General features: G+C 73.8%; 16 protein-coding genes. 7 read left to right on the top strand and 9 right to left on the bottom strand.

Going from position 1 to position 22,453, the window contains the following annotated elements:
- Window positions 1–7: 7 nt before the first annotated feature.
- From FB474_RS03630 to FB474_RS03620, 3 genes are all read left to right on the top strand, one after another.
- Window positions 8–484 carry a MarR family winged helix-turn-helix transcriptional regulator gene (locus tag FB474_RS03630; RefSeq protein WP_221632423.1) on the top strand — a complete coding sequence of 159 codons (477 nt, stop codon included), beginning with the start codon at window positions 8–10 and terminating at the stop codon, window positions 482–484.
- 175 nt (window positions 485–659) lie between these two features.
- Window positions 660–1,187, top strand: coding sequence for a MarR family winged helix-turn-helix transcriptional regulator (locus FB474_RS03625; protein WP_141787409.1), 528 nt, complete (start codon window positions 660–662; stop codon window positions 1,185–1,187).
- The gene (locus tag FB474_RS03620) at window positions 1,184–2,830 is read left to right on the top strand and encodes an MDR family MFS transporter (RefSeq protein ID WP_342778090.1); all 1,647 of its coding nucleotides are present in this window, start codon (window positions 1,184–1,186) and stop codon (window positions 2,828–2,830) included. Before FB474_RS03625 ends, FB474_RS03620 begins: the two co-directional genes overlap by 4 nt.
- 27 nt (window positions 2,831–2,857) lie before the next feature.
- On the opposite strand, the gene FB474_RS03615 is transcribed toward FB474_RS03620, so the two are convergent.
- Window positions 2,858–3,793, bottom strand: a complete 936-nt coding sequence (locus tag FB474_RS03615) for a DNA-3-methyladenine glycosylase family protein (RefSeq protein WP_141787408.1) — start codon at window positions 3,791–3,793, stop codon at window positions 2,858–2,860.
- A gap of 98 nt (window positions 3,794–3,891) precedes the next feature.
- Between FB474_RS03615 and FB474_RS03610 the strand changes: the two genes are divergently transcribed.
- Together FB474_RS03610 and FB474_RS03605 are read left to right on the top strand one after the other, a co-directional pair.
- Window positions 3,892–4,638 carry a DUF3105 domain-containing protein gene (locus FB474_RS03610; RefSeq protein WP_141787407.1) on the top strand — a complete coding sequence of 249 codons (747 nt, stop codon included), beginning with the start codon at window positions 3,892–3,894 and terminating at the stop codon, window positions 4,636–4,638.
- Between the two features lie 176 nt (window positions 4,639–4,814).
- Window positions 4,815–5,657: a type IV toxin-antitoxin system AbiEi family antitoxin domain-containing protein gene (locus FB474_RS03605; RefSeq protein WP_141787406.1), complete on the top strand. Its 843-nt coding sequence runs from the start codon at window positions 4,815–4,817 to the stop codon at window positions 5,655–5,657.
- Between the two features lie 192 nt (window positions 5,658–5,849).
- Here the strand turns inward: FB474_RS03605 and FB474_RS03600 are convergent, their stop codons facing one another.
- The 4 genes from FB474_RS03600 to FB474_RS03585 are packed head-to-tail and all read right to left on the bottom strand — an operon-like array spanning window position 5,850 to window position 10,793.
- Window positions 5,850–6,743 carry a methyltransferase domain-containing protein gene (locus FB474_RS03600; protein WP_141787405.1) on the bottom strand — a complete coding sequence of 298 codons (894 nt, stop codon included), beginning with the start codon at window positions 6,741–6,743 and terminating at the stop codon, window positions 5,850–5,852.
- The gene (locus FB474_RS03595; RefSeq protein WP_246092030.1) at window positions 6,740–7,732 is read right to left on the bottom strand and encodes a lysylphosphatidylglycerol synthase domain-containing protein; all 993 of its coding nucleotides are present in this window, start codon (window positions 7,730–7,732) and stop codon (window positions 6,740–6,742) included. Before FB474_RS03595 ends, FB474_RS03600 begins: the two co-directional genes overlap by 4 nt.
- The gene (locus tag FB474_RS03590; protein WP_141787404.1) at window positions 7,733–9,616 is read right to left on the bottom strand and encodes a glycosyltransferase family 4 protein; all 1,884 of its coding nucleotides are present in this window, start codon (window positions 9,614–9,616) and stop codon (window positions 7,733–7,735) included.
- A gap of 13 nt (window positions 9,617–9,629) precedes the next feature.
- A complete protein-coding gene (locus FB474_RS03585) occupies window positions 9,630–10,793 on the bottom strand; it encodes a glycosyltransferase family 2 protein (protein ID WP_246092029.1) in 1,164 nt (387 codons plus the stop codon).
- Between the two features lie 246 nt (window positions 10,794–11,039).
- Here FB474_RS03585 and FB474_RS03580 point away from each other — a divergent pair, with 246 nt between their 5' ends.
- Window positions 11,040–13,529: a bifunctional YncE family protein/alkaline phosphatase family protein gene (locus FB474_RS03580; RefSeq protein WP_141787403.1), complete on the top strand. Its 2,490-nt coding sequence runs from the start codon at window positions 11,040–11,042 to the stop codon at window positions 13,527–13,529.
- 186 nt (window positions 13,530–13,715) lie between these two features.
- On the opposite strand, the gene FB474_RS20610 is transcribed toward FB474_RS03580, so the two are convergent.
- Window positions 13,716–15,878, bottom strand: coding sequence for a hypothetical protein (locus FB474_RS20610; RefSeq protein WP_185746021.1), 2,163 nt, complete (start codon window positions 15,876–15,878; stop codon window positions 13,716–13,718).
- Window positions 15,879–15,910: 32 nt separating this feature from the next.
- Between FB474_RS20610 and FB474_RS03570 the strand changes: the two genes are divergently transcribed.
- Complete coding sequence (locus FB474_RS03570; RefSeq protein WP_141787402.1) at window positions 15,911–16,615, top strand: TIGR03089 family protein; 705 nt, start codon at window positions 15,911–15,913, stop codon at window positions 16,613–16,615.
- Between the two features lie 6 nt (window positions 16,616–16,621).
- On the opposite strand, the gene FB474_RS03565 is transcribed toward FB474_RS03570, so the two are convergent.
- The 3 genes from FB474_RS03565 to FB474_RS03555 form a co-directional block, all read right to left on the bottom strand.
- Complete coding sequence (locus tag FB474_RS03565) at window positions 16,622–18,328, bottom strand: substrate-binding and VWA domain-containing protein (RefSeq protein WP_185746020.1); 1,707 nt, start codon at window positions 18,326–18,328, stop codon at window positions 16,622–16,624.
- A gap of 44 nt (window positions 18,329–18,372) precedes the next feature.
- A complete protein-coding gene (locus tag FB474_RS03560) occupies window positions 18,373–19,992 on the bottom strand; it encodes a peptidoglycan-binding domain-containing protein (protein WP_141787400.1) in 1,620 nt (539 codons plus the stop codon).
- A 239-nt stretch (window positions 19,993–20,231) separates the two neighbouring features.
- Window positions 20,232–22,277: an acyltransferase family protein gene (locus tag FB474_RS03555; RefSeq protein WP_185746019.1), complete on the bottom strand. Its 2,046-nt coding sequence runs from the start codon at window positions 22,275–22,277 to the stop codon at window positions 20,232–20,234.
- Window positions 22,278–22,453: the final 176 nt, after the last annotated feature.

Below are 22,453 nucleotides of genomic sequence, written 5' to 3'. Positions count from 1 at the left end.
TGCCGCGGTGAGCACGCCCGAGCCCGACGGCAGGACCGCCGGCAACGCATCCATGGTCGAGGTGGAGCGCGAGCTGAGCCGACTGCTGCGCCGGGCCCGCGCCGCGTCGCAGACGATGGCCACCGACATCCACCCCGACCTCGACGCGGCCGGCTACGCCACGCTCGTGGCGATGCACGAGCTGGCCGGGACCCACCCCGGCGGGGTGCGCGCCACCGACGTCAGCGCGGCGCTGCAGCTGCACAAGTCGACCATGAGCCGCAACCTCGGCGACCTCGAGCGGCTCGGCCTCATCGAGCGCGTGCCCGACCCGGAGGACGCCCGGGCCCGGCTGGTGCGGCTGACCCGTCAGGGCCAGGGCTCGCTCGAGCGCTCGCGGGCGGGCCGCCGCTCACACGTCGCGGCCCAGCTGGCCCAGTGGCCGGCGCGTGACGTCGCCGAGCTCGGCCGGCTGCTGCGCCGGCTCAACGACGACCTCGGCTGACCCCGCCTTTCCCGCCGAGAGGGACGTTTCTGGGGTTTGAGCACGGCTCAAACCGCAGAAACGTCCCTCTCGGCGCAGGGGTGAGCGTGACGTGACGGCACGGCATACCGACCATTTGGTTGCGCAAAGCAACTTTGTTCAATATAGTTGCATAGCGAAACCAAAGGAGTGGCCCATGTCCCTCGACCACGGAGCAGCAGCCGAGCTGCTCGGATCGCTCAGCCACCTGATGCGCACGACCCGCTCGGTCGCCCACCGCCAGTCCCAGGTGCTCGGCGCGTCCAGCACCCACCTGGCCGTGCTCAAGAGCCTGTATGACGGGCCTGCGCGGCCCGGTGACCTGGCCCAACGGCTGTGCGTGGCACCGTCGGTCATCTCCCGCCAGGTGGCCCCGCTGGAGCGCGCCGGGCTGGTCGAGCGCGGGCACGACCCGGACGACGCCCGGGCCTGGCGGCTCGCGCTGACCCCGCTCGGCCGGCGCCAGCTCGAGGTGCTGCACGCCGACCGGGTGGCCCAGCTGGGGCAGCTGCTGCGCGACTGGGACGAGGACGACGTGCGCACCGCCGCCGCCCTGATGGACCGGCTCAGCCAATCCCTGGTCGCCGCGCCGCTGGCCGTCCGTCCCGCCTGGCTCGACCTGCCGGCCGAGGACACCCCCTCCCCCACCACGACCCCCACGTCCCCCGAGGAGCTCACCGCATGACCACCGCACCCACCCGTCCACGCGAGGCCTCGGCCGAGCCGATGTCGCACCGGCAGGTGCTGGAGGCCATGACCGGCCTGCTGGCCGCGCTGTTCACCGCGATGCTCAGCTCGACCATCGTGGCCACAGCGCTGCCGACCATCATCGGCGACCTGCGCGGCACCCAGCGGCAGTACACCTGGGTCATCACCGCCTCGCTGCTGGCCACGACGGTCAGCACCCCGATCTGGGGCAAGTTCTCCGACCTGTTCAGCAAGAAGCTGCTGGTGCAGCTGGCGATCCTCGTGTTCGTCGCGGGCTCGGTCGCGGCCGGCCTGGCACCGAACGTGCCGTTCCTCATCGGCTGCCGCGTCGTGCAGGGCCTGGGCATGGGCGGCCTGACCGCGCTGGTCCAGGCGATCATGGGCTCGATCATCGCCCCGCGGGACCGGGGTCGGTACTCCGGCTACATGGGCGCCGTCATGGCGGTGAGCACCGTCAGCGGCCCGCTGCTCGGCGGCGTGATCGTGGACAGCCCGCTGGGCTGGCGCTGGTGCTTCTACGTCTGCGTGCCGCTGGCCGTCATCTCCCTCGTGGTGCTGCAGGCCACCCTGCACGTGACCACCGAGCGCCGCGCACCGCGGATCGACTACCTCGGCGGCCTGCTCATCGCCGTCGGCGCCAGCCTGCCGCTGGTGTGGGTGACCTTCGCCGGCACCGACTTCGACTGGGTGTCCTGGCAGAGCGCGGCCTACCTCGGTGGCGCGCTGGTCGCCCTGGCCCTGGCCACCGTCGTCGAGCTGCGCGTCCCGGAGCCGCTGGTCCCGCTGCGCGTCATGGCCAACCGCACCGCGGCGCTGGTCGTGGTCGCCTCGGTCGCCGTGGGCATCGCGATGTTCGGCGGCACGACGTTCCTCGGGCAGTACTTCCAGGTCGCCCGCGGTGACTCCCCGACCAAGGCGGGCCTGCTCACCGTCCCGCTGATGCTCGGCCTGCTGCTGTCCTCCACCGGCGCCGGTCAGGTCATCAGCCGGACCGGCCGCTGGAAGGGCTTCCTCGTCGGCGGTGGCGTGCTGCTGGTCGCCGGCCTGGCCGGCCTCGCGACGCTGGACCACACCACCCCGCTGTGGCGGGCCAGCGTCTTCATGGCCGTCATGGGCCTGGGCCTCGGCGCGATGATGCAGAACCTCGTCCTCGCCGTGCAGAACACCGTCGACGTCCGGGACATCGGCGCCGCCTCGGCCACGGTGGCCTTCTTCCGCACCCTCGGCGGCGCGGTCGGCGTCTCCGTGCTCGGCGCGGTGCTGGCCACCCGGGTGGACGACAACGTCGCGGCCGGCCTGCGCCGGCTCGGCGGGGCCGCGGCAGCAGCGGCCTCGAAGCAGGAGGGCGCGGCGGGCCTCGACCTCGGTGCGCTGCCGGCCCCGCTGCGCGAGCTGGTGCGCGCCAGCTACGGCGACGCCACCGGTCACGTCTTCGCGATCAGCGCAGCCGTCGCCGTGGTCGCCCTGGTGGCCGTCCTGTTCGTCAAGGAGGTGCCCCTGCGCACCAGCATCCGGATGACCGAGTCGGTCGAGGAGGCAGCCGCAGGCGCCTCCGGTGTCGGCGAGCCGGAGCCGCTCGAGCAGGACCCGCGCCTCGAGCCCGCGGCCTCCACGGCCTGACTCCCAGTCCCCCCGGGCCCACCTGCACTACCGAGGCAGGTGGGTCCGGGGCGCCATCCTGGCGCCGCGCCGGGGCCGCCTGGCCCCGGCCAGCTCGAGCAGCCGCTGCACGCGGTAGCGGTGCCCCGACCAGGGCTGGAGCAGCTCGGCCAGCCCGTCGTCGTCGACCTCGACGCCGGTCAGCGCCCAGCCGATGTTGCGTGCCACGTGGTAGTCGCCGAAGCTCACCGCGTCGGGGTCGCCGAGCGCCCGCTGCGCCACCTCCGCGGCGGTCCAGACCCCGATCCCCGGTATCGCGCGCAGCCGGCGGTGCGCGTCCGCGTGGGACATCGCGGTGCACTCCTCCAGCCGACCGGCGCTGCGAGCCGCCCGGACCGCCGCGGCCGAGCGCTTGCCGTCCACGCTGGCCCGCAGCCACTCCCACGACGGGACCATCGTCCACGTCGCGGGCGCGGGGGCGACCCAGAGCCCGCGGGGGCCGCCCGGCCCGGGTGCGCGCTCGCCATACCGGTGCACGAGGGTGCGGTAGGAGCCGAAGGCCTCCTGGCCGGTCACCTTCTGCTCGATGACCGCCGGCACCAGGGCCTCCAGGACCAGACCGGTGCAGGGCACCCGCCACCCGCTGAACCGGCGGGCGGCCTCGGCGACCACGGGATGGCGTGGCTCGAAGCCGGAGGCGTCGTCGTCCTCGCCGAGCATCGGGGGCAGCCGGTCGAGGACCCAGGCTGCGCCGGGACCCCAGGCCTGCGCCTCCACCTCGCCGTCCGGACGCTGGAGCAGCCGCAGCGTCGCCGGCCCGCACGCACTTCGGATGCCGCGCCAGATCGTGCCGTCGGGGTCCTGCCGCCAGGTGGGGTCGCCGGCGCCCCGGCGCAGGATGCCCAGCGTCGAGCGGACGTCGAGGGCACGCCCGGAACGCCAGGTGCGTTCGAGCGGTGGGGCGTCCGCACCGGCCGGTGTCACCGGCCCAGTGTCACCCACCCGGCCGACAGCGTGCGCGCACGGGTTGGCACCGTAGACTCCCCCGACGTCCGACCGAACGAACCCAGGGGACACACACCGTGGCCAAGAAGCAGGTCAGCCAGGAGCGCAAGGCGCGCCTCGCCGAGATCCAGCGCCAGCAGAACGCCCGCGAGCGGCGCACCAAGATGGTCATCATCGCCGGATGCCTGGCGCTGCTGCTGGTCCTCGCCGGCGTCATCACCTTCGCCGTGGTCGACGCCCAGGGCAAGCAGCCCGACGCCGCGCTGGCCAAGCTCGGGGTGGCCGCGAGCGCCGCGTCCTGCTCGGCGATCACGGACGACAAGGCCTCGGGCAACGGCCAGCACGTCGGCCCGGGCACCAACCAGCCGAACGTGACGACGGTCAAGTACGCCACCGTCCCGCCGTCCTTCGGCGAGCACTTCGCGCAGCCCGACCTCGACGGCATCCACTTCTACACCGGCAGCGACACCCCCAAGGTGGAGACGCTGGTGCACAACCTGGAGCACGGCTACACGGTGCTCTGGTACGACCCCAAGGCCCCCGCCGCCAAGATCGCCGTGGTCAAGCAGATCGCCGAGATGGCGCCGAAGACCTCGTGGGCCAAGGAGAAGTTCATCGCCGCACCGTGGGACAGCTCGCACGGGACCTTCCCCGCCGGCAAGCTCTTCGCCCTCTCGCACTGGGCCGCCAAGGTCAAGGCCGACGGCAGCATCGAGAGCCAGGCCGGCCACCGCCAGCTGTGCGGCGACATCTCCGGCGACGTGGTCAAGCAGTTCATCGAGAAGTTCCCCCGCACCGACGCGCCGGAGCCCAACGCCGCCTGACCCCTTCCCGGCGCTCTGCCGAGGTTCCTGACGCCCTGCCGAGGTTGCATCCTCGGCAGGGCGCCCTTGTGTGCGGCAGAGCCGACTGTCCACACCCCCTGACCGCGCCGTCCCTTCATCCACAGGCGCGACCGGCGTCGTGGCCGCGGACGCCGGTGTGGGGCACGCTCGCGGCCATGGATGGCCTGCTCCGCGCCCGCGCTGTCGCCGCCGGCAACGTCTTCACCACCGCCGACGCCGCCGAGTGCGGCCACGACGCCCGCTCGCTGCGGCGACTGGTCGCCTCGGGTGAGTGCGTGCGGATCGGCCGAGGCCGGTATGCCGTGGGCCCACTCCCGCTGCGACCCGAGGACGAGCACGTGGCGAGGACCCGTGCGGCGCTGCTGACCCACGGCAATCGGGTCGCCGCGAGCCACCACTCCGCCCTGCTGCTGCACGGGCTGCCCGTCTTCGGCGCGGACCTGTCGGTCGTCCACCTGACACGGCTGGCCGACCGGCACACCCGTCGCTCCTCGGGCATCGCCATGAACGTGCGGCCGGCCGGCACTCAGGTGCTGTGGGTCGACAGCTGCGCTGTGGTTGACGCCTGCACCGCGTTGGTCCAGCTCGCGATGGCCCACGGCATCCTGCCAGCCGTGGTCTCCGCGGATGCTGCGCTGCACCACGGGACGGCGACCGGTGAACAGCTGGCCGCTGCGGTGGACCGCATCCGTGGCATCCCCGGGTCTCGCGCGGCGCGTCACATGCTCAGCCACGCCGATAGCCGGTCGGAGTCCGTCGGCGAGAGCCGGCTCAGGCTGGGCCTGCTGGTCCATCGCCTGCCGGTGGTGCCGCAGCACGAGATCCGGGAGGCCGGCGAGGTCGTCGCCCGCGTCGACTCCTCGTCAAGGGGACACGCGTCGTGGTCGAGTTCGACGGCCTGGTCAAGTACCGCGGCGATGGTGGCAGCGATGCCGTCGTGGCCGAGAAGCTGCGTGAGGACCGCATCCGCAGCCTCGGCTATGAGGTGGTGCGGGTGACCTGGAGCGAGCTCGACCAGATGGACTGGGTCGCGGCCCGGGTGCGCGCGGCCGTCTCGCGCGAACGCGGCCGGGCCGCATGAGGCGACCGGACGGCATACCCCTGCTGTGCCACGGTTCCAGGCGCTCTGCCGAGGTTGCAACCTCGGCAGAGCGCACTCTTCCGCGGCAGCGCGGTGGGCGTGCGCTGGGTCAGCGGCGGCGGAAGGTGAGCAGGATGAAGGTGTAGTCCAGACCCACGCGCTTCCAGTGCACCGGCCGCTCGGCGTGGCTGAGCGCGCCCGCCAGGTCGCCGACCAGCTCCAGGCCGTGCCGGTCGGCGGTGGCCACGAGCTCACGGATGTCGTCGGGGCCGAAGATCCGCACCGGCGTGCCGTAGGCCTCCAGCCCGGTGGTGTCCGGCGGCGCCTGGTCGTAGTCGGTCGAGACGCACAGCACCCCGCCCGGGCGGAGTACTCGGGCGCTCTCGGCGAGGAACCCCTCGACCGGCACGCCGTGCTCGATCACCGACATGCAGGTGATCGCGTCGAGCGAGCCGGCCGCCAGCCCGGTGGCGGTGACGTCCCCGTAGCGGAACGTCACCCCGTCACGGTGCACCGGCTCGCCGAACTCCAGGTTGATCCCCACCAGCGACTCCGGCGCCGAGCCCAGCCCGAACAGCCGCAGCCAGGGCAGGACCGAGGAGTATCGCGCGCTGCCCGCGTCCATGACGCGGGCCGTGCGCGACCCGTCGTCGGCCAGGGACAGCACCGCGGCGACGGCGCCGAGGGCGTCCCAGTTCTTGGGCCGGTCGTGGTGCAGCGGCAGGCGCAGCGTGCGCGCCTCGGCGACAGCGCGCTGCCAGTCGGCGGGGCTGGACAGCACCGCGGTGGGCGCCACGGACGTCGGCACCGGCCGGTGCACGGGCGAGGGCCAGGAGCGCACGACCCGCCGGAGGCCCGGCTCGACCCGGCGCTGCAGCCCGACCCGCGCCCAGAGCGCCAGCTCGGCGCCGCGCTTGGCCGCGGCCAGCAGGCGTCCGCCGGGCGGGGCGGCGACCTGGCCACCCGTCGCCGGCGTCGGCTGGACCTCGGGCTGCTCTGTCATGGACGACCTTCCTCGTGGGTGACCGGGTCGGGCGCAGCGGGCGCACCGTGTCCCGGGTGGGCGGACAGCAGGTGGTGGGAGCGGGCGTAGAGCCAGCCGCCGCCGGCGACCAGCACGTCCCCGGCGGTGATGATGAAGCGCGACAGCAGGACCACGGCGGTGGCCGCGGAGGTCGGCATGGCCTGGCCGAGCATGAGCACGAGCAGGGCCTCGCGGATGCCGACGCCGGCGGGCGCGATGACCGCGAGCATGCCCAGCGAGGCCGCCAGGGCGTAGCCGGCGACCGAGGCCAGCGCCAGGGACGCCGGCCCGGTGGCCCCGCCGATGGAGGTGGCCAGCACCCAGACGTGGACGCCGAAGCACAGCCACGCCCCGACGAAGAGCACCACCGAGGTCAGCACCGCCCGGCCGGACAGCTCGTGCTCCAGCGGCTCGCGGCGCAGCAGCCGCAGCCCGAGCGCGATCAGCCGGTTGAGCACCCGCGGCCAGCAGGCGACGACCAGCAGCGGGAGCGCGAGCACCAGCCAGCCGACGTGCCCGGACCCCGAGGTGCCGAGCAGCAGCGGCAGCGCGGCCACCCCGACGAGCAGCCCGGTGAGCACGCCCAGGCCGATCGAGATCAGGCCGACCACCGCCGACCGGCGCCGCGGGATGTGCAGCTTGGTGCCCATCTCGGCCTGGGCCAGGACGCTCCACACCGACCCGGGCAGGTACTTGCCGAGCTGGCCGATGAAGAAGATGCCCCCGGCGGGCGCCACGTGCATGGGCGAGCCGAGGTCGGTCATGAGCACCCGCCACCCGAGCATCGTCAGGATCGGGCCGACCACGGCCAGCAGCAGCGCCACGACGAGCGCCCATCCGCTGACCTTGCCCAGGTCGGCCGAGACCGCGGTCCAGTTGCGGGCCACCGCCCAGGCCACGGCTGCCAGGATCACCAGCGCGATGCCGAGCCGCATTAGGCCCAGCAGGCGGGCGCGGGGCAGGGCCACCTAGCGCCGCCGGAAGGTCAGGCGCACCAGCGCGTATGCCGCGTCCTCGCGGTGCGTGCCGCTGCTCGCCTCGCGCATCCGGGCACCGATCTCGCCGTCGAGGTCACCGACCAGGACGAAGCCCAGGTCGTGCGCGCGGGCCAGGACGCCGCGCACCTCCACCGGACCGACCGCGCCCTCGGCGGTGGCCGGCCCCAGGGGAAGGGTGATCGAGAGCAGGCCGCCGGAGCGCAGCGCCCACGAGGCCTGGCTCAGCGCCTCGTCGACGTCGTCGGCGTCGCAGCCGGAGGGGTGCAGCCGGGTGATGACGTCCAGCGAGGCGGTGTCGACGTCGAGCACCGCCACGGACGAGCGGGGGCCGGTGAGCTCCAGCTCGACCGGGGCGAAGCCGATCGCCCGGGCCCACCGGGCCAGCGGGGAGCGGCTGCCGGACTCGTCGAGGATGACCGCGCTGTGGTGCCCGTCGTCGCCCAGGCGCACCACGGCGGCGAGCGCCCCGAGCGCGGCCCAGGCGGCCACGGCGTCACCGCCGCGGGGCAGGCCCAGCTCACGGGCGAACGCCCGCGCCTCGTCGGCGTCCGCCGCGTCGGCCAGCACGTCGCTGGGCCGGACCCAGTCCGGCAGGTCGCTGCGGGTCAGCTCGATCTGCGGCCGCTTGCTGGCCAGTGCCGCGCGGACCGGAGCGAGCAGCCGGTCCTTGACCGTGGTCGGCAGCGTCCTCTCCTCCTCGGGAAGGTCGTCGGCCGCGGCCGTGCTCGGCGAGGCCAACGCCTCGAGGATGCCGACGTAGGTGGCCCAGGGGCTGGTCAGGTCCGGCGGGCGGACCCCGGCGCGCAGCCGGGCCAGCTCGTCGGGGTCGGCGAGCTGCTTCAGCGCGGTGACCAGGGAGGCCTCGTCCCCGGGCGGCACCAGCAGCCCGTCGACGCCGTCGCGCACCTGGGCGCCGAACGTGCCGACCGCCGAGGCGAGCACCGGCATCCCGTGGGCCTGGCCGAGCAGGGCGTTCTGCGACGCGGTGGCGGTGCGGTAGGTCAGCGCCAGCACGTCGTGGCTGGCGAACAGGCCGGCCAGCTCCTCGGCCGGGACGTAGCCGGAGCGGATGCTCACCCGGTCACGCACCTGCGGGTCGGCCGCGAGGGCCCGGACCCGCTCGCCGCTGGAGCCCCAGAGCTCCCCGGCGACGGTCAGCCTCACGTCGGGCACCTGGGCCAGGGCCTGCAGCAGGAGGTCGACGCCCTTGTACTCGCGGACCATGCCCAGGGCGAGCAGGCGGGTGGGACCGGCATACGGGGGCCGCTCCTCGGCGGGGCCGCCGGGCAGGTGCGGGGGGAGCTCGGCGACCGACACCCGGTGCGCGCCGAGGTCGTGGGCGAGCCGGGCCTGCTCGGCGCTGTGCACGAGCACGGCGTCGACGCGCGAGAACAGCGAGCGCATCAGCGCGCTGTCGCCGGGGTGCGACTCGTGCGGCATGACGTTGTGGGCGATGACCACCGAGCGCGGGCCCTGGCCGGTGCTCGAGGTGCGCCCGACGCCCGCGGCGCGCAGCAGGGCGAGGTGGGCGGGCACGACGGCGGGGATGACGTGCACGACGACGACCGCGTCGAACCCGCGCAGCCGGCGCCCGGTGCGCACCCACGTGTCGGGGCGGGCCCACGACAGCGCCCGGACGGTCCGCGGGAACGGCGGCACGTCAGGCGCGCCTCCCGGCACCGCCTGCTCACCGGGGTAGAGCCGGCTCGGGTAGAGGTGGCTCCACGACACCAGCGTCACGTCGTGCCCGGCCTCGGCCAGCTGGTGCGCCAGGGTCGTGGTGTGGGCGGCCACGCCTCCCTTGTAGGGGTGGGTGGGGCCGACCACGGCCACCTTCAGGGCGGAGTCGCTCATCGCCGCCCCCGGCTCAGACGCCGTCTCGTGAGCGCACCACGAGGTCGGCGAGCAGGGCGACGGACCCGATCATCATGCCGCTGACCAGGAGCAGCACGGTGCTGGCCGGGAAGTAGAACGGGTGGCGGACCATGTCCACGACCGCCTTGACCAGGCCGATGCCGACCATCCACAGCGCCGGCGGAAGCAGCACCTTGAGCGGGTTGAAGTACATGACCATCCGCAGCACCTGCAGGATGTAGCGGTAGGCGTCCCGCACGAAGTGGAACTTGCTGACGCCGGCGCGCTTGGCGTAGGACGTCGGCACGTACTTGATGTCGTGCTGGTTGTGCAGGAACGCCAGCGTGATCGTCGTGACGCAGGAGAAGCCGGGGGGCAGCAGCCGCAGGTAGGGCAGCGACACCTCGCGGCGGAACGCCCGCAGGCCCGAGTTGAGGTCCGGGATCTTCTCGTTGGACAGCTTCTCGGCGATCTTGCGGATGAGCCACTTCGCCGGGACGCGGGCCCACTTGTGCGTGCCCTCCTCGGTGGTGCGGGCGCCGACGACCTGGTCGTAGCTGTCGTCGTCGCGCAGGATCCGCACCAGCTCGGGGATCCGCTCGTTCTCGTAGGTCATGTCCGCGTCGGTCCACACGACGATCTCGCCGTGGGCCTGCTGGGTGCCGATGCGCCGGGCCGTGCCCGAGCCGCCGTTGCGGCGGAACGGCATCACGCGGATGTTCGGGTAGCGGGTCGCCGCGTCGTGCAGCACCTGCAGGGTGTTGTCGGTCGAGGCGTCGTCGATGCACAGCAGCTCGTAGGTGAACTCGCTGGCCTCCATCGCCGCGGTGATGCGGTCGATCTCCTGCAGGACGTGCTCGCCCTCGTTGTAGCAGGGCAGCACGACCGTCACGTATGGCGCGCCGTCGCGGCCCGTGGTCGGCTCACCGCGCACCTCGGTCACCGGGGTGGGGCCGGGCGCGGGGGCCGGCTGCTCCACCGGCGCGGGGACGGGCGGGGCCTGAGGCACCTCCATCCGCAGGGTCTGCTCGTCGCCCACCCGGGACGAGGACTCCTCGACCTGCTCGGGGCTGGCCGGCGGCAGGGCCGTGGTCACCGGCAGTGCCTCGGTGGCGCCGTCGACGGGGGTGACGCCGTGCTCGGCGCCGGGCTGCGTGGAGGTGGTGTGCTCAGTCATCTCGCGGGTGAGCCTACCCGCGACCGCCGGGCGCGCTCCCGCAGCCACGCGTCACGCCGGTGGTGGTGACGCCACGGGGCACTCGGCCTTGTCATGACGGAGGTCGTGACGGCGCGACCGACGTGATCACGGCGGTCTGGCCGTCCCGACCGCCGTCACGGCGTCAGCCCAGCCGTCGACCAGGCGCTCGGCGCCGTTCACCTGCGCGCGACGTCCGGTTTGTCCGGGTTCCCTACCGTGCGCGGCATGAGACGCTCTCCCGCACTCGTCGTCGGCGCCGTGGCGCTGACCGTCATCGGCGGAGGCGCGGCCTTCGCCACCGCCTCGCGGCTGGCCGGGCCCCGCCCCGACGGCACCGCCGTCACCCCCGTCGGCTTCCGGGTCACCCCCGCCGGCGACCAGACCCGGCTCGGGGACCTGCCGCTGACCTCCGCCCTCTCCCCCGACGGCAGGCACCTGCTCGTCAGCAACGACGGGCAGGGCACGCAGAGCCTGCAGCTCGTCGACGCCGCCGACCACAAGGTCGAGCAGACGATCCCCTACACGAGCCCCGAGTCGCTCTACATGGGCCTGGCGTGGAGCCCGGACGGGCAGACCGCCTACGCCAGCGCGGCCGCCAACTCCAAGGTCCGCGTCCTGCACCTGCAGGGCGGCAAACTGGTCGAGGGCACGCCCCTGGCGCTGCCGACGACCAACCCCGCCGGCGAGAAGGTCACCCTCTTCCCTGCCGGCCTGGCCGTGACCCCGGACGGCAAGCGCCTCGTCGTGGCCGACCAGCTCGGTGACGCGGTCTCGGTCATCGACACCGCGACCGGCACCTCCTCGACGGTCCCGGCCGGCCACCGCCCGCTGTGGACCTCGGTCACCAAGGACGGCACCAAGGCGTTCGTCACCGACCAGGGCGCCTCCACCGTCGACGTCGTCGACCTGACCGGCGGCGCGCCGAAGGTCACCGGGCAGGTCAAGGTCGGCCTGCACCCCAACCGGTCGGTCCTCTCCCCCGACGGGCGCACGCTCTACGTCAGCAACAGCGACGCCGACACCGTCTCGGAGGTGGACGTCGCGACGGCGACGGTCCGCCGCACCCTCAGCCTCGCGCCATACACGGGGGCACCGGTGGGCACGACGCCCAGCGGGATGGCGCTCGACCCGACCGGGCGGCGGCTGTTCGTCGCGAGCTCGGGCAACAACGACGTCGCCGTGGTCGACCTGGCCCGCGGCAGGGTCTCCGGCCTGGTGCCGACCGGGTGGTACCCCACCTCGGTCGCCTGGCGCGAGGGACACCTGCTGGTCACCAACGCCAAGGGCCTGGGCGCCGGGCCGAACGACGGGCCCGGCCACCCGGACCCCGAGTCGAGCGCACCCACCTCGCCGGACCAGTACTCCGGCTCGATGATGGCCGGCATGCTCTCCTCCGTCGCCGAGCCGACCGGTGACCGGCTGGCGCGCTACACCGCCCAGGTGCAGCGCAACAACGCCCCCGACCAGGCCCGCGGGGCCGTCATCCCGCGCACGCCGGGTGGCCCGACGCCGATCAAGCACGTCATCTACGTGGTCAAGGAGAACCGCACCTACGACCAGGAGATGGGCAGCCTGGGCAAGGGCAACGGCGATCCCTCGCTCAACCTCTTCGGCGACGAGTCCGCGCCGAACGCCCGCGAGCTGGCGCGCCGGTTCACCACCATCGACAACTTCTACGCCGACGCCGAGGTCAGCGCGCAGGGCTGGAACTGGGTCGCCTCGGCCACCTCGAACCCCTACGCCGAGCAGCAGTGGCCGGCCAACTACTCCGGCCGCAAGGCGCCCTACCCCAGCGAGGACGCCGACCCCGAGATCGCCGGGCAGCAGCCGGACGACACCTACATCTGGCAGCGCCTGGCGAAGAAGGGCGTGTCCTTCCGCAACTACGGCTTCTACGTCGACCTGTCCGGCTCGGCCATCCACGCCGCCGACCCGGTGCTGCAGGCGCACACCGACACGGCCTACCGCGGCTTCGACCTGGCCTGCCCGGACTCCTCGGGGACGTTCAAGCCGATGAGCGCGGCGTGCGGCACGACCGGCCGGATCGACGAGTGGGTCAAGGAGTTCCAGCAGTATGAGGCGACCTCCACCCTGCCCAAGGTCCAGTTCGTCCGGCTCCCCAGCGACCACACGGCCGGGACCAAGGCGGGCTCGCCGACGCCGAAGGCCTACGTCGCGGACAACGACTACGCGCTCGGCCGGCTGGTCGACACGGTGTCGCACTCCAAGGACTGGAAGAGCACCGCGATCTTCGTGACCGAGGACGACGCGCAGAACGGCCCCGACCACGTGGACGCGCACCGCACCCTGGCCCTGGCGATCAGCCCGTACACCCAGACCGGCAAGGTCGACTCGACCTTCTACAACACCGCGTCGATGGTGCGGACGATCGGGCTGCTCGCCGGCGTCGGCCCGCTGACCCAGTTCGACGCCTACTCCACGCCGATGAGCGCGTCGTTCACGACGACGCCGAACCTGCGCGCCTACGACGTGCGCAAGCCGGGCTACGCCATGACGACGCTCAACTCGGCGAGTGCCCCCTTGGCCGCGCAGTCCGGCGCCCAGTCGCTGGGCAAGGAGGACCAGATCGACGAGAACGAGTTCAACAAGGCGGTCTGGGCCTCGGTCAAGGGCGCCGGCTCACCGATGCCGGCACCACAGCACCACGTGATCGGCTCGGGCGCGGCCCCGGCCGGAGGTGACTCCGACGGCTGAGCGATGAGCCGCTGACACAGCAGAGGCGCCCGGTGGGAGGTTCATCCTCCTGCCGGGCGTCGTCGTCTGCCACGACGGACGTCGTGACGGCGGGGCCGTCGTGATCACAGCGGCCTGGCCGTCACCATCGCCGTCACGAGCAAGGCCGCGCGCGGGTGATGACCGCGAGGCGAACCGGCCCTGCCGTCAGCGGACGGAGACGAGCCAGACGCGGATCGGCAGCGACACCAGGTGGTCCGGGCGGCGCTCGAGCAGCCGGGCGTCCTCGCGCACCATCACGTCGGCGGCCTGCACGACCGGGCCGGCGGTCACCCCGGCCGGCAGCGGGGTCTGCAGCGCGGCGTCGGAGTCGGCTGCGAGGAGCACCAACCGCCCGCCGTTGGCGCGCACCGCCTTCGCGACCGACGCCACGGCCTGGCCCCGGGCGGCGGGGTCGCGGCGCACCGGCTGGGTCAGGGCCAGCGACGGCACCCCGCACTGACCGCGCACGACCTGCGGCCACTCCAGCGCGGCCCGGTCGTCGACGGCCAGGGCCACGTCGCCCGGCGCGAACGCCCGGCAGACCTGGTCGACCGCGGCCAGCTCGCCGTGCTCGACCCGCTCGGTGGCGTGCGGCCACGTGGCCATCGCCTCGGGCACGAGCAGCGCCGCGGAGACGACGACGCTGCTGGCCACCAGCGCCGCGGGGGGCAGGTGGCGGGTGGACCAGCGGGTCAGCCACGCCGCCGCGGCGACCACGGCGATGATCACCAGGGGCAGCGCGACCATCAGCCGGCGGTCGGCCCACGGGTGGTCGGGGGTGATGCCGGGGCGGTACCACGTGAGGACCGCCGAGGCGAAGGCCACGAGGAACGGCCCGCTCCAGCGCGGCAGCGGCTCGTCGTCCACCCAGGCGCGCGCGACCCGGCGGGCTGCCCCGGCCAGCAGGGCGAACGCGATGACCAGCGCCGCCGGCCCGAGCCACCAGGCGGTCCAGGCCAGGCTCTGCTCGGCGTAGGTCCGGGCGCCGTCGACCACCAGCCCCTGCCGGTGCTGCAGCCCGGCCACGACGTGCGAACCCGGGTCGGCCGCGGACTGGTGCACGGTCTGGAACAGCGGGCGGGCCGCCAGCACGACCCCGATGACCAGGACCGCGACGGCGCAGGCTGCCGGGAGCAGCCGTCGCATGCCGTCCGGCAGCCGGATCCCGCGCCGGGCCGCCACGACGACCGCGGTGGCCAGCAGGGCGAGGCCGACCCCGAGGGCGACCAGCGGCAGCAGCGACCCGGCGATGCTGCCGAGGTACTGGTCCGACAGCCCCAGCCCTGCCGCGAAGGAGACGAGGGTGCCGACACCGGCGCCGGCCAGCAGCGGCCAGCCGCCTCCGTCCCGCCGGATGATGAGCAGGGCCGCGAACGGCAGGAGCAGCAGCGTCTCGCGCAGCGCGTCGACGCGCATCAGCCCGCCGCCGGCGACGAGCAGGCCGGCGAGGAAGCCGAGCTGGCGGGCGTGCTGCCAGTGCCCGCGCGCGCCCTTGCGGGTGCACTCGACGAGCATGAGCAGGCCGGCGACGAGCACCACGACGGCCAGCGGCTCGGAGTAGGTCGAGCGGTTGATGTGCAGCATCGGGAAGCAGATCGCGCTGGCCAGCGCCCCCAGTGGACCCCACCGCGGCCCGACCACGGAACCCGTGAGCAGGCCCAGCCCCAGGACTCCGAGGCCGCCGAAGACCGCCGCGAGCCAGATGGCGCCCAGCGGACCGGCCAGCCAGATGCCGACGGAGTACCAGGCGGCCGTGCCGACCATGAACTGGGGCTGGACGGCCGGGTCCGCGGCGGTGCCGACCTGGTAGAAGGCGGGGCTCTCCAGGGTCACCCCGGGGGTGCGCAGGACCGCGGCACCGCCGACGGTGTCGGCCGGCACCTGCACCGGCAGCCGGTGGGTGGTGGCCAGCGCCGTGGCCGACTGCAGGTAGCTGCCCGGGTCTCGCCGCGGCAGGGCCTGCTCGGAGTGGGTGAGCCCGGCCCAGACGGTGGTCCCGAGGGCGAGCACGACGATCGCGGCCACCGCCCACACCGGCATGGTCCGGGAGGAGGCCAGCCGGCTGACCCGCGCGCACACCACAGCGAGGACGAGCAGCAGCGGCAGCGCCACCAGGGGCAGCCAGAGCCCGAACGGGGCGAGCAGCGCGCACGCGGCCGCGCCGACCACGACGAGCAGGGCGACGGTCACCAGGACCCGGGTGAGCCCGCGGGCGGCGACCCGCTCGCCGCGCAGCAGGGGCAGGTCGCCGGTGTCCTCGCGCACGCTCTCCTGGGAGGCCCCGGAGATGACGGCGTCGGCGCGGCGGGCGAACTCGGTGGCCTTCACGACGGTGACGCTATCGCCCGTAGGCTGCCCGCGTGCGTACCCCTGCCTCGTTGCTCGCCGACCTGCTCGCCGCCGACCCGGCCCGCCCCCGGGTGACGTTCTACGACGACGCGCCGGGTGAGACCTGTGGCGAGCGGATCGAGCTGTCCGGCAAGGTCCTGGCCAACTGGGTCGCCAAGGCCGGCAACGCCCTCCAGGAGGAGCTCGACGCCGGCCCCGGCACGGTGGTCCGCCTGGACCTGCCCGGTCACTGGCGGGCCCTGTACTGGGCCCTGGCCGCGTGGTCGGTCGGCGCCACGGTCGACCTCGACGGCACCATCGACGCCGACGTGACGGTGACCGACGACCCGGAGCGCGTGCCGGCCGGTGGCGAGGCCGTCGTGGTCACCCTGGCCGCGCTCGCCCGCTCGCACCCCAACCCCCTGCCCGCCGGCGCCATGGACGAGGCCCGCGAGCTCGCGACGTATGCCGACGCGTTCAGCCCGTGGGAAGCGCCAGGGCCGCGGGACCGGGCCCTGGTCGCCGGAGGCGAGCACACGGCATACGACGCGGTGGTCCCCTCCCCGGGGTGGCCGGCCGGCGCCCGGGTGCTGGCCACCGGCGACCTGGCCTCCGTGCTGCGCACCGCGCTGGCCGCCTGGGCGGTCGACGGCTCGGTGGTGCTCGTCCGCGAGGCGGACCCGGCACGGATGCCGGGCCGGCTCGCGGCCGAAGGGGTCACGCTCGACCCGCGCTGACCGGGGTCAGCAGTTGGGCCGGCAGCTGCGCTGCAGCAGGGCCTCGACGAAGACCTTGCGGATGTCGTCGGGCTTCTGCGCCAGGTAGGACTTGCCGCCGGTCGCCCGCGAGATCTGGTCCAGCACCGAGGCGTCCACGCCCGGGCCCATGCCGATCGTGATGACCGGCACCGGCTTGGTGGGGTCGGCCTCGGCCCTGAGCTTCGCCATGAGCTGGTCGAGGTTCAGGCCCTGGGTGTCGTCGTTCTGGCCGTCGGTGAGCAGCACGACCGAGTTGATCCGGTTGGGGTCCCAGTTCTGCTTCACCCGCTCGTAGGCGGCGAGGATCGTGTCGTACAGGCCGGTGTTGCCGCCGATGTAGGAGCTGATCCCGGCGTTGGCCTGGAGCAGCGCCGCGCGCTGGTTGACACCGCCCACCGTCTGGTCGAGCTGGCCGAGGGGCACGAGCTGCTTCCAGTCCTTGCCCGGGCCGTCCTTGTCGGTGGAGAACACCCACAGGCCGACCTGCGAGCGCGGCGGGAAGAACCGCAGCGCGGTGTCCGTGGCGCCCTGGGCGACGGCCATCCGGGTGAGGCCGCCGAACTGCTCGGTCATCGAGCCCGAGACGTCGATGACGGCCAGCATGCGCATCTCGGTGGAGACCGCGCTCCACGTCTGAAGCGCCGCGTCGACGTCCTTCAGCGACGGCTCGGGCAGCAGCTTCACGGCGGGGTTGGTCACGCCCGGCGTCGGCGTCGGGCCGCCCTGGCCGTCGGCGGTGCGGAAGCCCGCAGCCCGGACGGCCCGCTGGCCGCTCTCGGACGTGAGGGCGTTGCGCAGCGCCAGCACGGCCTTGGCCACCGCCGGCTTCGGCTGGCCGACCGTGACGAAGGGGTAGTCCAGCCGGCCGGTGCCCGGGGTCGGGACCACCGGCACCAGCAGCGCCTCGGGGTGGCCGGCGTCGTAGCGCAGCACCTGCTGCTCGCTGGCCGGGAACCCGGGGGCGCCGGCGCCCTGCGAGGCGGCAGCCGTGAACAGGTCGTCGGTGCTCTTCGCCGCGGTGCGGGAGAGCTTGATCATGGCGCCGCCGACCTCCTGCTGCACCTCCGGTGAGCTGCCGAGGGCCGAGCGCACGGTGGTGAGGGCGATCAGCCCGGCCGTGGACGCGCCGGGGTCGCTCATCCGGGCCGGGACCGAGCCGCCGAGCAGCTGGGCCCACGAGGGCACTCCCGCCCCGGCGTAGTGCGCGGCCCGCGCCTGTGGCACGGCGACGACGAGGGGGCTCTGGGCGACGGTGACCGGCTGCGGCAGGGAGTCCCCACCGAGCTGGGCGTTGGCGCGCTGCACCCACACCGAGGAGTCGGGCACCCACACGTCGGGGGCGTCCGAACCGCCACCGGTGACCTGGGAGACCGCGGCGGCGGGGGCTGAGGCGGTGACCTCGAAGGCCGGGCAGCCGGCGCGGTCACCGGCGGCCTCCTCCACGCCGGAGGCGACCTTGCGCAGCACCGGGAGGAACTCCCGCGTGGTGCTGACCGAGACGTGGGTGGGGTCGGCGCAGGTCGCCGCGGACGCGTCGAGGGTGGCCTTGACGCCTCCGTTGACGGCGACCAGGGCGAGGCCGGCACCGACGAGGACGACGGGGACTGCCCCGGCGAGGACCTTCAGGGTCCGGGGGCTGCGTTGGGGGTGACGGGTGGACCGGCGGGTGGGGGCGCCGTTGGAACCTGACATGCGGGGGTGGTGCTCCTGCTGGGTGGTGCCGCGCGCGGGCTTCCCTACCGGTGAGTCCGGGTCTCGATCGCCCGCCATGTGAGGGTCGCCACAACGCCTGTTCGGGCGAGGTTAGCCCGTCCCTGGGCTTCCTTCACAGCCCGCTCCGTCAGCGCACCGAACTTCCCGTCGGCGGGAACGCCCAGGGCACGCTGCAGCGCGACGACCGCCGGACCGCTGGATCCGTTGCGCAGCACCGTGTTCCACCACTCCACCAGCGGGAAGTCACGCCGCTCGAGTGCGTCCCAGGTCGCCCGGGTCGTCGTGCCGGTCACCGGGAGGTGGTGCGCCTTCTGCCACGCCGAGAGGACGGCCGCGGTCCGGGGGCCGAACGCGCCGTCGGCGCTCAGCCCGCCGAGCGCGCGCTGGAGCACCAACACCCCGGCCCCGGTCGATCCCTGGTGCAGCACGGTCCCCTTGTATGCCGTGTAGCCGGTCCGTCCCGCGGCGTTCGTGGGTGCCGGGATGCTGGGGTAGCCCGAGGCGGCTTGGCTGCTGCCGCCGGTGGCGGGCGTGGGCGCGGGAGCAGGCGCGGGCGCGGGCGCGGGAGCAGGCGCGGGCGCGGGCGCGGGGGCAGGGGCGGGCCTCGGGGCCGGCTGCGGTGCGGGTGTGGCCGTGCCGGCGGTGGGCACCAGCCTGGCCCACGTCGCGGCGTCCAGGACGCCGGTGACCGGGACCCCGTGGCTGGTCTGCCACGCCACGAGCGCCTTGAAGGTGATCGGCCCGAAGGCCCCGTCGGCGGTGACGCCGAGGGCGCGCTGGGCGATGGCGATGGTCGGGCTGCTCTGGCCCTGGCGGAAGGTCGGGTAGCCCGTCGGCGTCGCGGGCGTCGGAGCGGGCGTGGTCGCGACCGGCGCACCGGGGGCGAGCCGGGCCCAGGTCGCCTTGTCGAGGACACCGGTGACCGGCACGCCGTGGCTGCGCTGCCAGGCCAGCACGGCCGCGCGGGTCCCGCCGCCGAACTGCCCGTCGGCGGTGATGCCGAGCAGCTTCTGGGCCAGGGCGATGTCCGGGCTGGTCTGGCCCTGGACGGCGACGGCGTGCACCGAGGTCGGCGCGGCGGGCAGGCTCACCGGGCAGGGCGTGGTGTTGCGGCTCGTGTAGACCGGGGCGTACTCCCCCGCGTAGACCCGGCACGGGCCCACGTCGGGCACGGTCACCGGCGTCCCGGTCCACCAGGACGTGCGCTTCATGGCGCCGTCCCAGGTGAAGCTGAAGTGGACGTGGCTGGTGTGCGGGTCGCTGCCGCTGTACGCCGCCCAGCCCCGGCCGGGGTCGTACTCGCGCCACATGTGCTTGTTCCAGATGATGTACTGGATCCCGAAGCGCCGGGCCATCGCGCCGTTGTTCGCGCTCAGCCAGGCGGTCACCGAGTCCGCGATCGCCTTCTGGTCGGGGTTGTTGACGCTGAGCATCCAGTCGAGGGCGCGCCCGTCGTAGTGCTCGCTGGTGTCGGCGGCGCAGTAGCGGCTCACCCCGTAGTTGCCCGACTTGTACGTCGCCAGCATCAGGTCGCCGAACGCGCGCACCCCCGGCTTGTCCACCGGGTCGCAGGAGACCTGCGGCTGCCAGGGCGTCATGACGTCGAGGGCTGCGGGCAACGCCGTGGTGGGCGGCGCCGGCACGGGTGCGGCTTCAGCACTTCCTGCGGCCCAGATGGCCAGGACTGGCATGGCAACAGCAGCGCCGCCCACCGCCGCAAGACGGGCTTTGTTGGACATGCGCCACTTCCTTCACCATTGTCCCCAGAACATCATCTGGATCAGTTATCACCATCCGTCACAGCGCTCACAAGCGGTTTGGCCGAATTACAACGCTGAAACTTGATGTGGAGACATGGCCCGGTGCTGGGCCGGCCGTGGCGTCAGGTCAGGCCGGCCGCCAGGAAGGGCGCGAGGCTCGCGCTGAACTGGTTCGTCATGTGGTCGTAGTCGTAGTAGACGGGAGCCTTGCCCACCACCGCATAGCACGTCCGGGGGTCGCAGAACTTGTCGCTCAGGTCCACGACCCGGATGCCATCGGAGCGCATGGCCCGGGCGGCGCGCATCATGTCGTCGTCCTCGAGCACCACGCGTCGTGGGCTCGAGCAGGCCAGCGGGTCCCCCGCGTGCACGGCCAGGCACTGCGGGCCGTTCCGGCCGTTCGTCCCCGGGATGTCACGGACCACAGCAACCTGGCTGAACTGGCGCCACTCACGCCACACGGCCTCGAAACCGGCAGGCCCGGAGCCGGGGGGCGAGAACTTGTTGGGCTTGACGTAGGCCGACGTGACGATCTCGTCCGGGGCCAGTGCCCGCAGCTGCTGCGTGGTCCTGCGGGTCCAGTCGCTGCACACGTTGCCGTCCCGCGACCGACGCTCGAACTCGACGCTGTGGGCGTAGGTGGCGGGGCATCCGCCGGCGAACATCTCCACGACCCGCCAGTTCTTCTCCCTGGCAATCAGGTGGAGCGCCGCCCGCCAGTGCTCGGCGTGCGAGTCGCCCACCAGGGCCACGACCCGGGAGGGACGCCCCTTGCCCCAGTAGCAGGACAGGGCGCCGGGCACCTGCGGGAGTCCTGCACAGCCCTTCACGGGCGCCCAGGGGGCATCGGCCTTGGACACGGGCGTCAGCGGAGCAGCCGTGAACGCGTCGGGGCATCGGTCCCGGTGGGCCAGAGCTCGCGCCCCGAAGCACGGGTTGCTCCGCGAGTCAGCGAGGTTGGCGATGGCGGCGTTCTCCTGCACGTTGGCGGCGTAGGCCTGCCCCGCCGTCGCCGCCCCGATGGCCAGCATGACGCCGAGGGCTGCGGCGAGGGTCCGGCGCGGGCTGTGCCGCAGGCGCGGCCAGAGGCGAGTGAGGTCCTCGACGTAGCGCTTGCTGAACGCCGAGATCACCAGGCACACCGCGATCAGCAACAGGCGGTCGATGAGCGTGAGGTCGTGCCCCGCGACGTAGGGCCAGAAGACGATCAGCGGCCAGTGCCACAGGTACACCGAGTAGGACACGTCACCGAGCCACTGCACCGGGCGCAGCCCGAAGGCCCGGCCGAGCGGGTCGCGGCGTCCGGTGTCCCCGGCCGTGATGACGGCCGCGGTGGCCAGCACGGGCAGTGCCGCCCTCCAACCGGGGAACGGCGTGGCCTGCGAGTAGGTGACCGCGCAGAAGAACACCGCGGCGATCCCACCCCAGCGCAACGCGACCCGCAGGCCCATGGGCAGGACCGCTCGGCGCAGCACCAGCACGAGGAGTGCGCCAACACCGAACTCCCACGCCCGGGTGGGGGTGATGAAGTAGGCGGCGGCCGGGTGGGCGGCGGTCTCCCAGCAGGAGAAGGCGAACGACGCCATGGTCAGGAGCACCAGGGCGGCGCCGACGGTCCGCGTCGTCCGGCCGCGCAGCCACCGCCGCCCGATCCAGCAGGACGCCAGGATCAGGCTCGGCCACAGCAGGTAGAACTGCTCCTCCGCGGAGAGAGACCAGAAGTGCTGGACGGGCGAGGCCACGTCGTTGGACGCGGAGTACGTCACAGCCTTCGACGCCAGCCAGAGGTTCTGGACGTAGAAGCCGCTGGCCGCGACCTCCTGCGCGGTGCCGGACCACAGGTCCGACGGCAGGAGCAGCACCGACGCACCAGTGCAGGCGAGCAGGACCACCACGGCAGCCGGGAGCAGCCGGCGAGCGCGCCGGGCGTAGAAGGCAGCCAGGCGCACGGTGCCGGTCGCGTCGAGCTCCCGCAACAGGTGCGAGGTGATGAGGTAGCCGGAGATGACGAAGAAGGCGTCCACGCCGACGAAGCCGCCGGAGAACACCCCCGAGGGCCAGAGGTGGAAGAGCACGACGAGCGCGACAGCGACGGCGCGCAGTGCCTGCACCTCAGGCAGGAAATGCCTGCGGTCCGGGGCGTTCGGCGGCACGGTCTGCGCGCTCACGTGGTGTACTCCAAGGTCGTCTCGACAGTCCTGGCCCACGACGGCTTGGCTCTCGTCAGCACGGGCCTGCGTGGTCCCTCCTGCAGCCGTACAACCTACCCGGCCTCGCGCCCCGCCCCCACTGCCCGGACAGCCCGCCCAGCAGCAGATGACCCCCACGATGCGGCTAAGGTCAC

Origin of the sequence: Oryzihumus leptocrescens (genome assembly GCF_006716205.1) — a bacterium.
Classification (GTDB): Bacteria; Actinomycetota; Actinomycetes; order Actinomycetales; family Dermatophilaceae; genus Oryzihumus; species Oryzihumus leptocrescens.
The sequence above is the reverse complement of the archived record's forward strand: the minus strand, read 5'-3'. Positions and strand labels throughout refer to the sequence as shown.

Coding starts and splice junctions, on each gene's coding strand:
- FB474_RS03625 (WP_141787409.1), top strand. CDS start 660: ATGTCCCTCGACCACGGAGCAGCAGCCGAGCTGCTCGGATCGCTCAGC.
- FB474_RS03620 (WP_342778090.1), top strand. CDS start 1,184: ATGACCACCGCACCCACCCGTCCACGCGAGGCCTCGGCCGAGCCGATG.
- FB474_RS03605 (WP_141787406.1), top strand. CDS start 4,815: ATGGATGGCCTGCTCCGCGCCCGCGCTGTCGCCGCCGGCAACGTCTTC.
- FB474_RS03600 (WP_141787405.1), bottom strand. CDS start 6,743: ATGACAGAGCAGCCCGAGGTCCAGCCGACGCCGGCGACGGGTGGCCAG.
- FB474_RS03590 (WP_141787404.1), bottom strand. CDS start 9,616: ATGAGCGACTCCGCCCTGAAGGTGGCCGTGGTCGGCCCCACCCACCCC.
- FB474_RS03585 (WP_246092029.1), bottom strand. CDS start 10,793: ATGACTGAGCACACCACCTCCACGCAGCCCGGCGCCGAGCACGGCGTC.
- FB474_RS03580 (WP_141787403.1), top strand. CDS start 11,040: ATGAGACGCTCTCCCGCACTCGTCGTCGGCGCCGTGGCGCTGACCGTC.
- FB474_RS03565 (WP_185746020.1), bottom strand. CDS start 18,328: ATGTCAGGTTCCAACGGCGCCCCCACCCGCCGGTCCACCCGTCACCCC.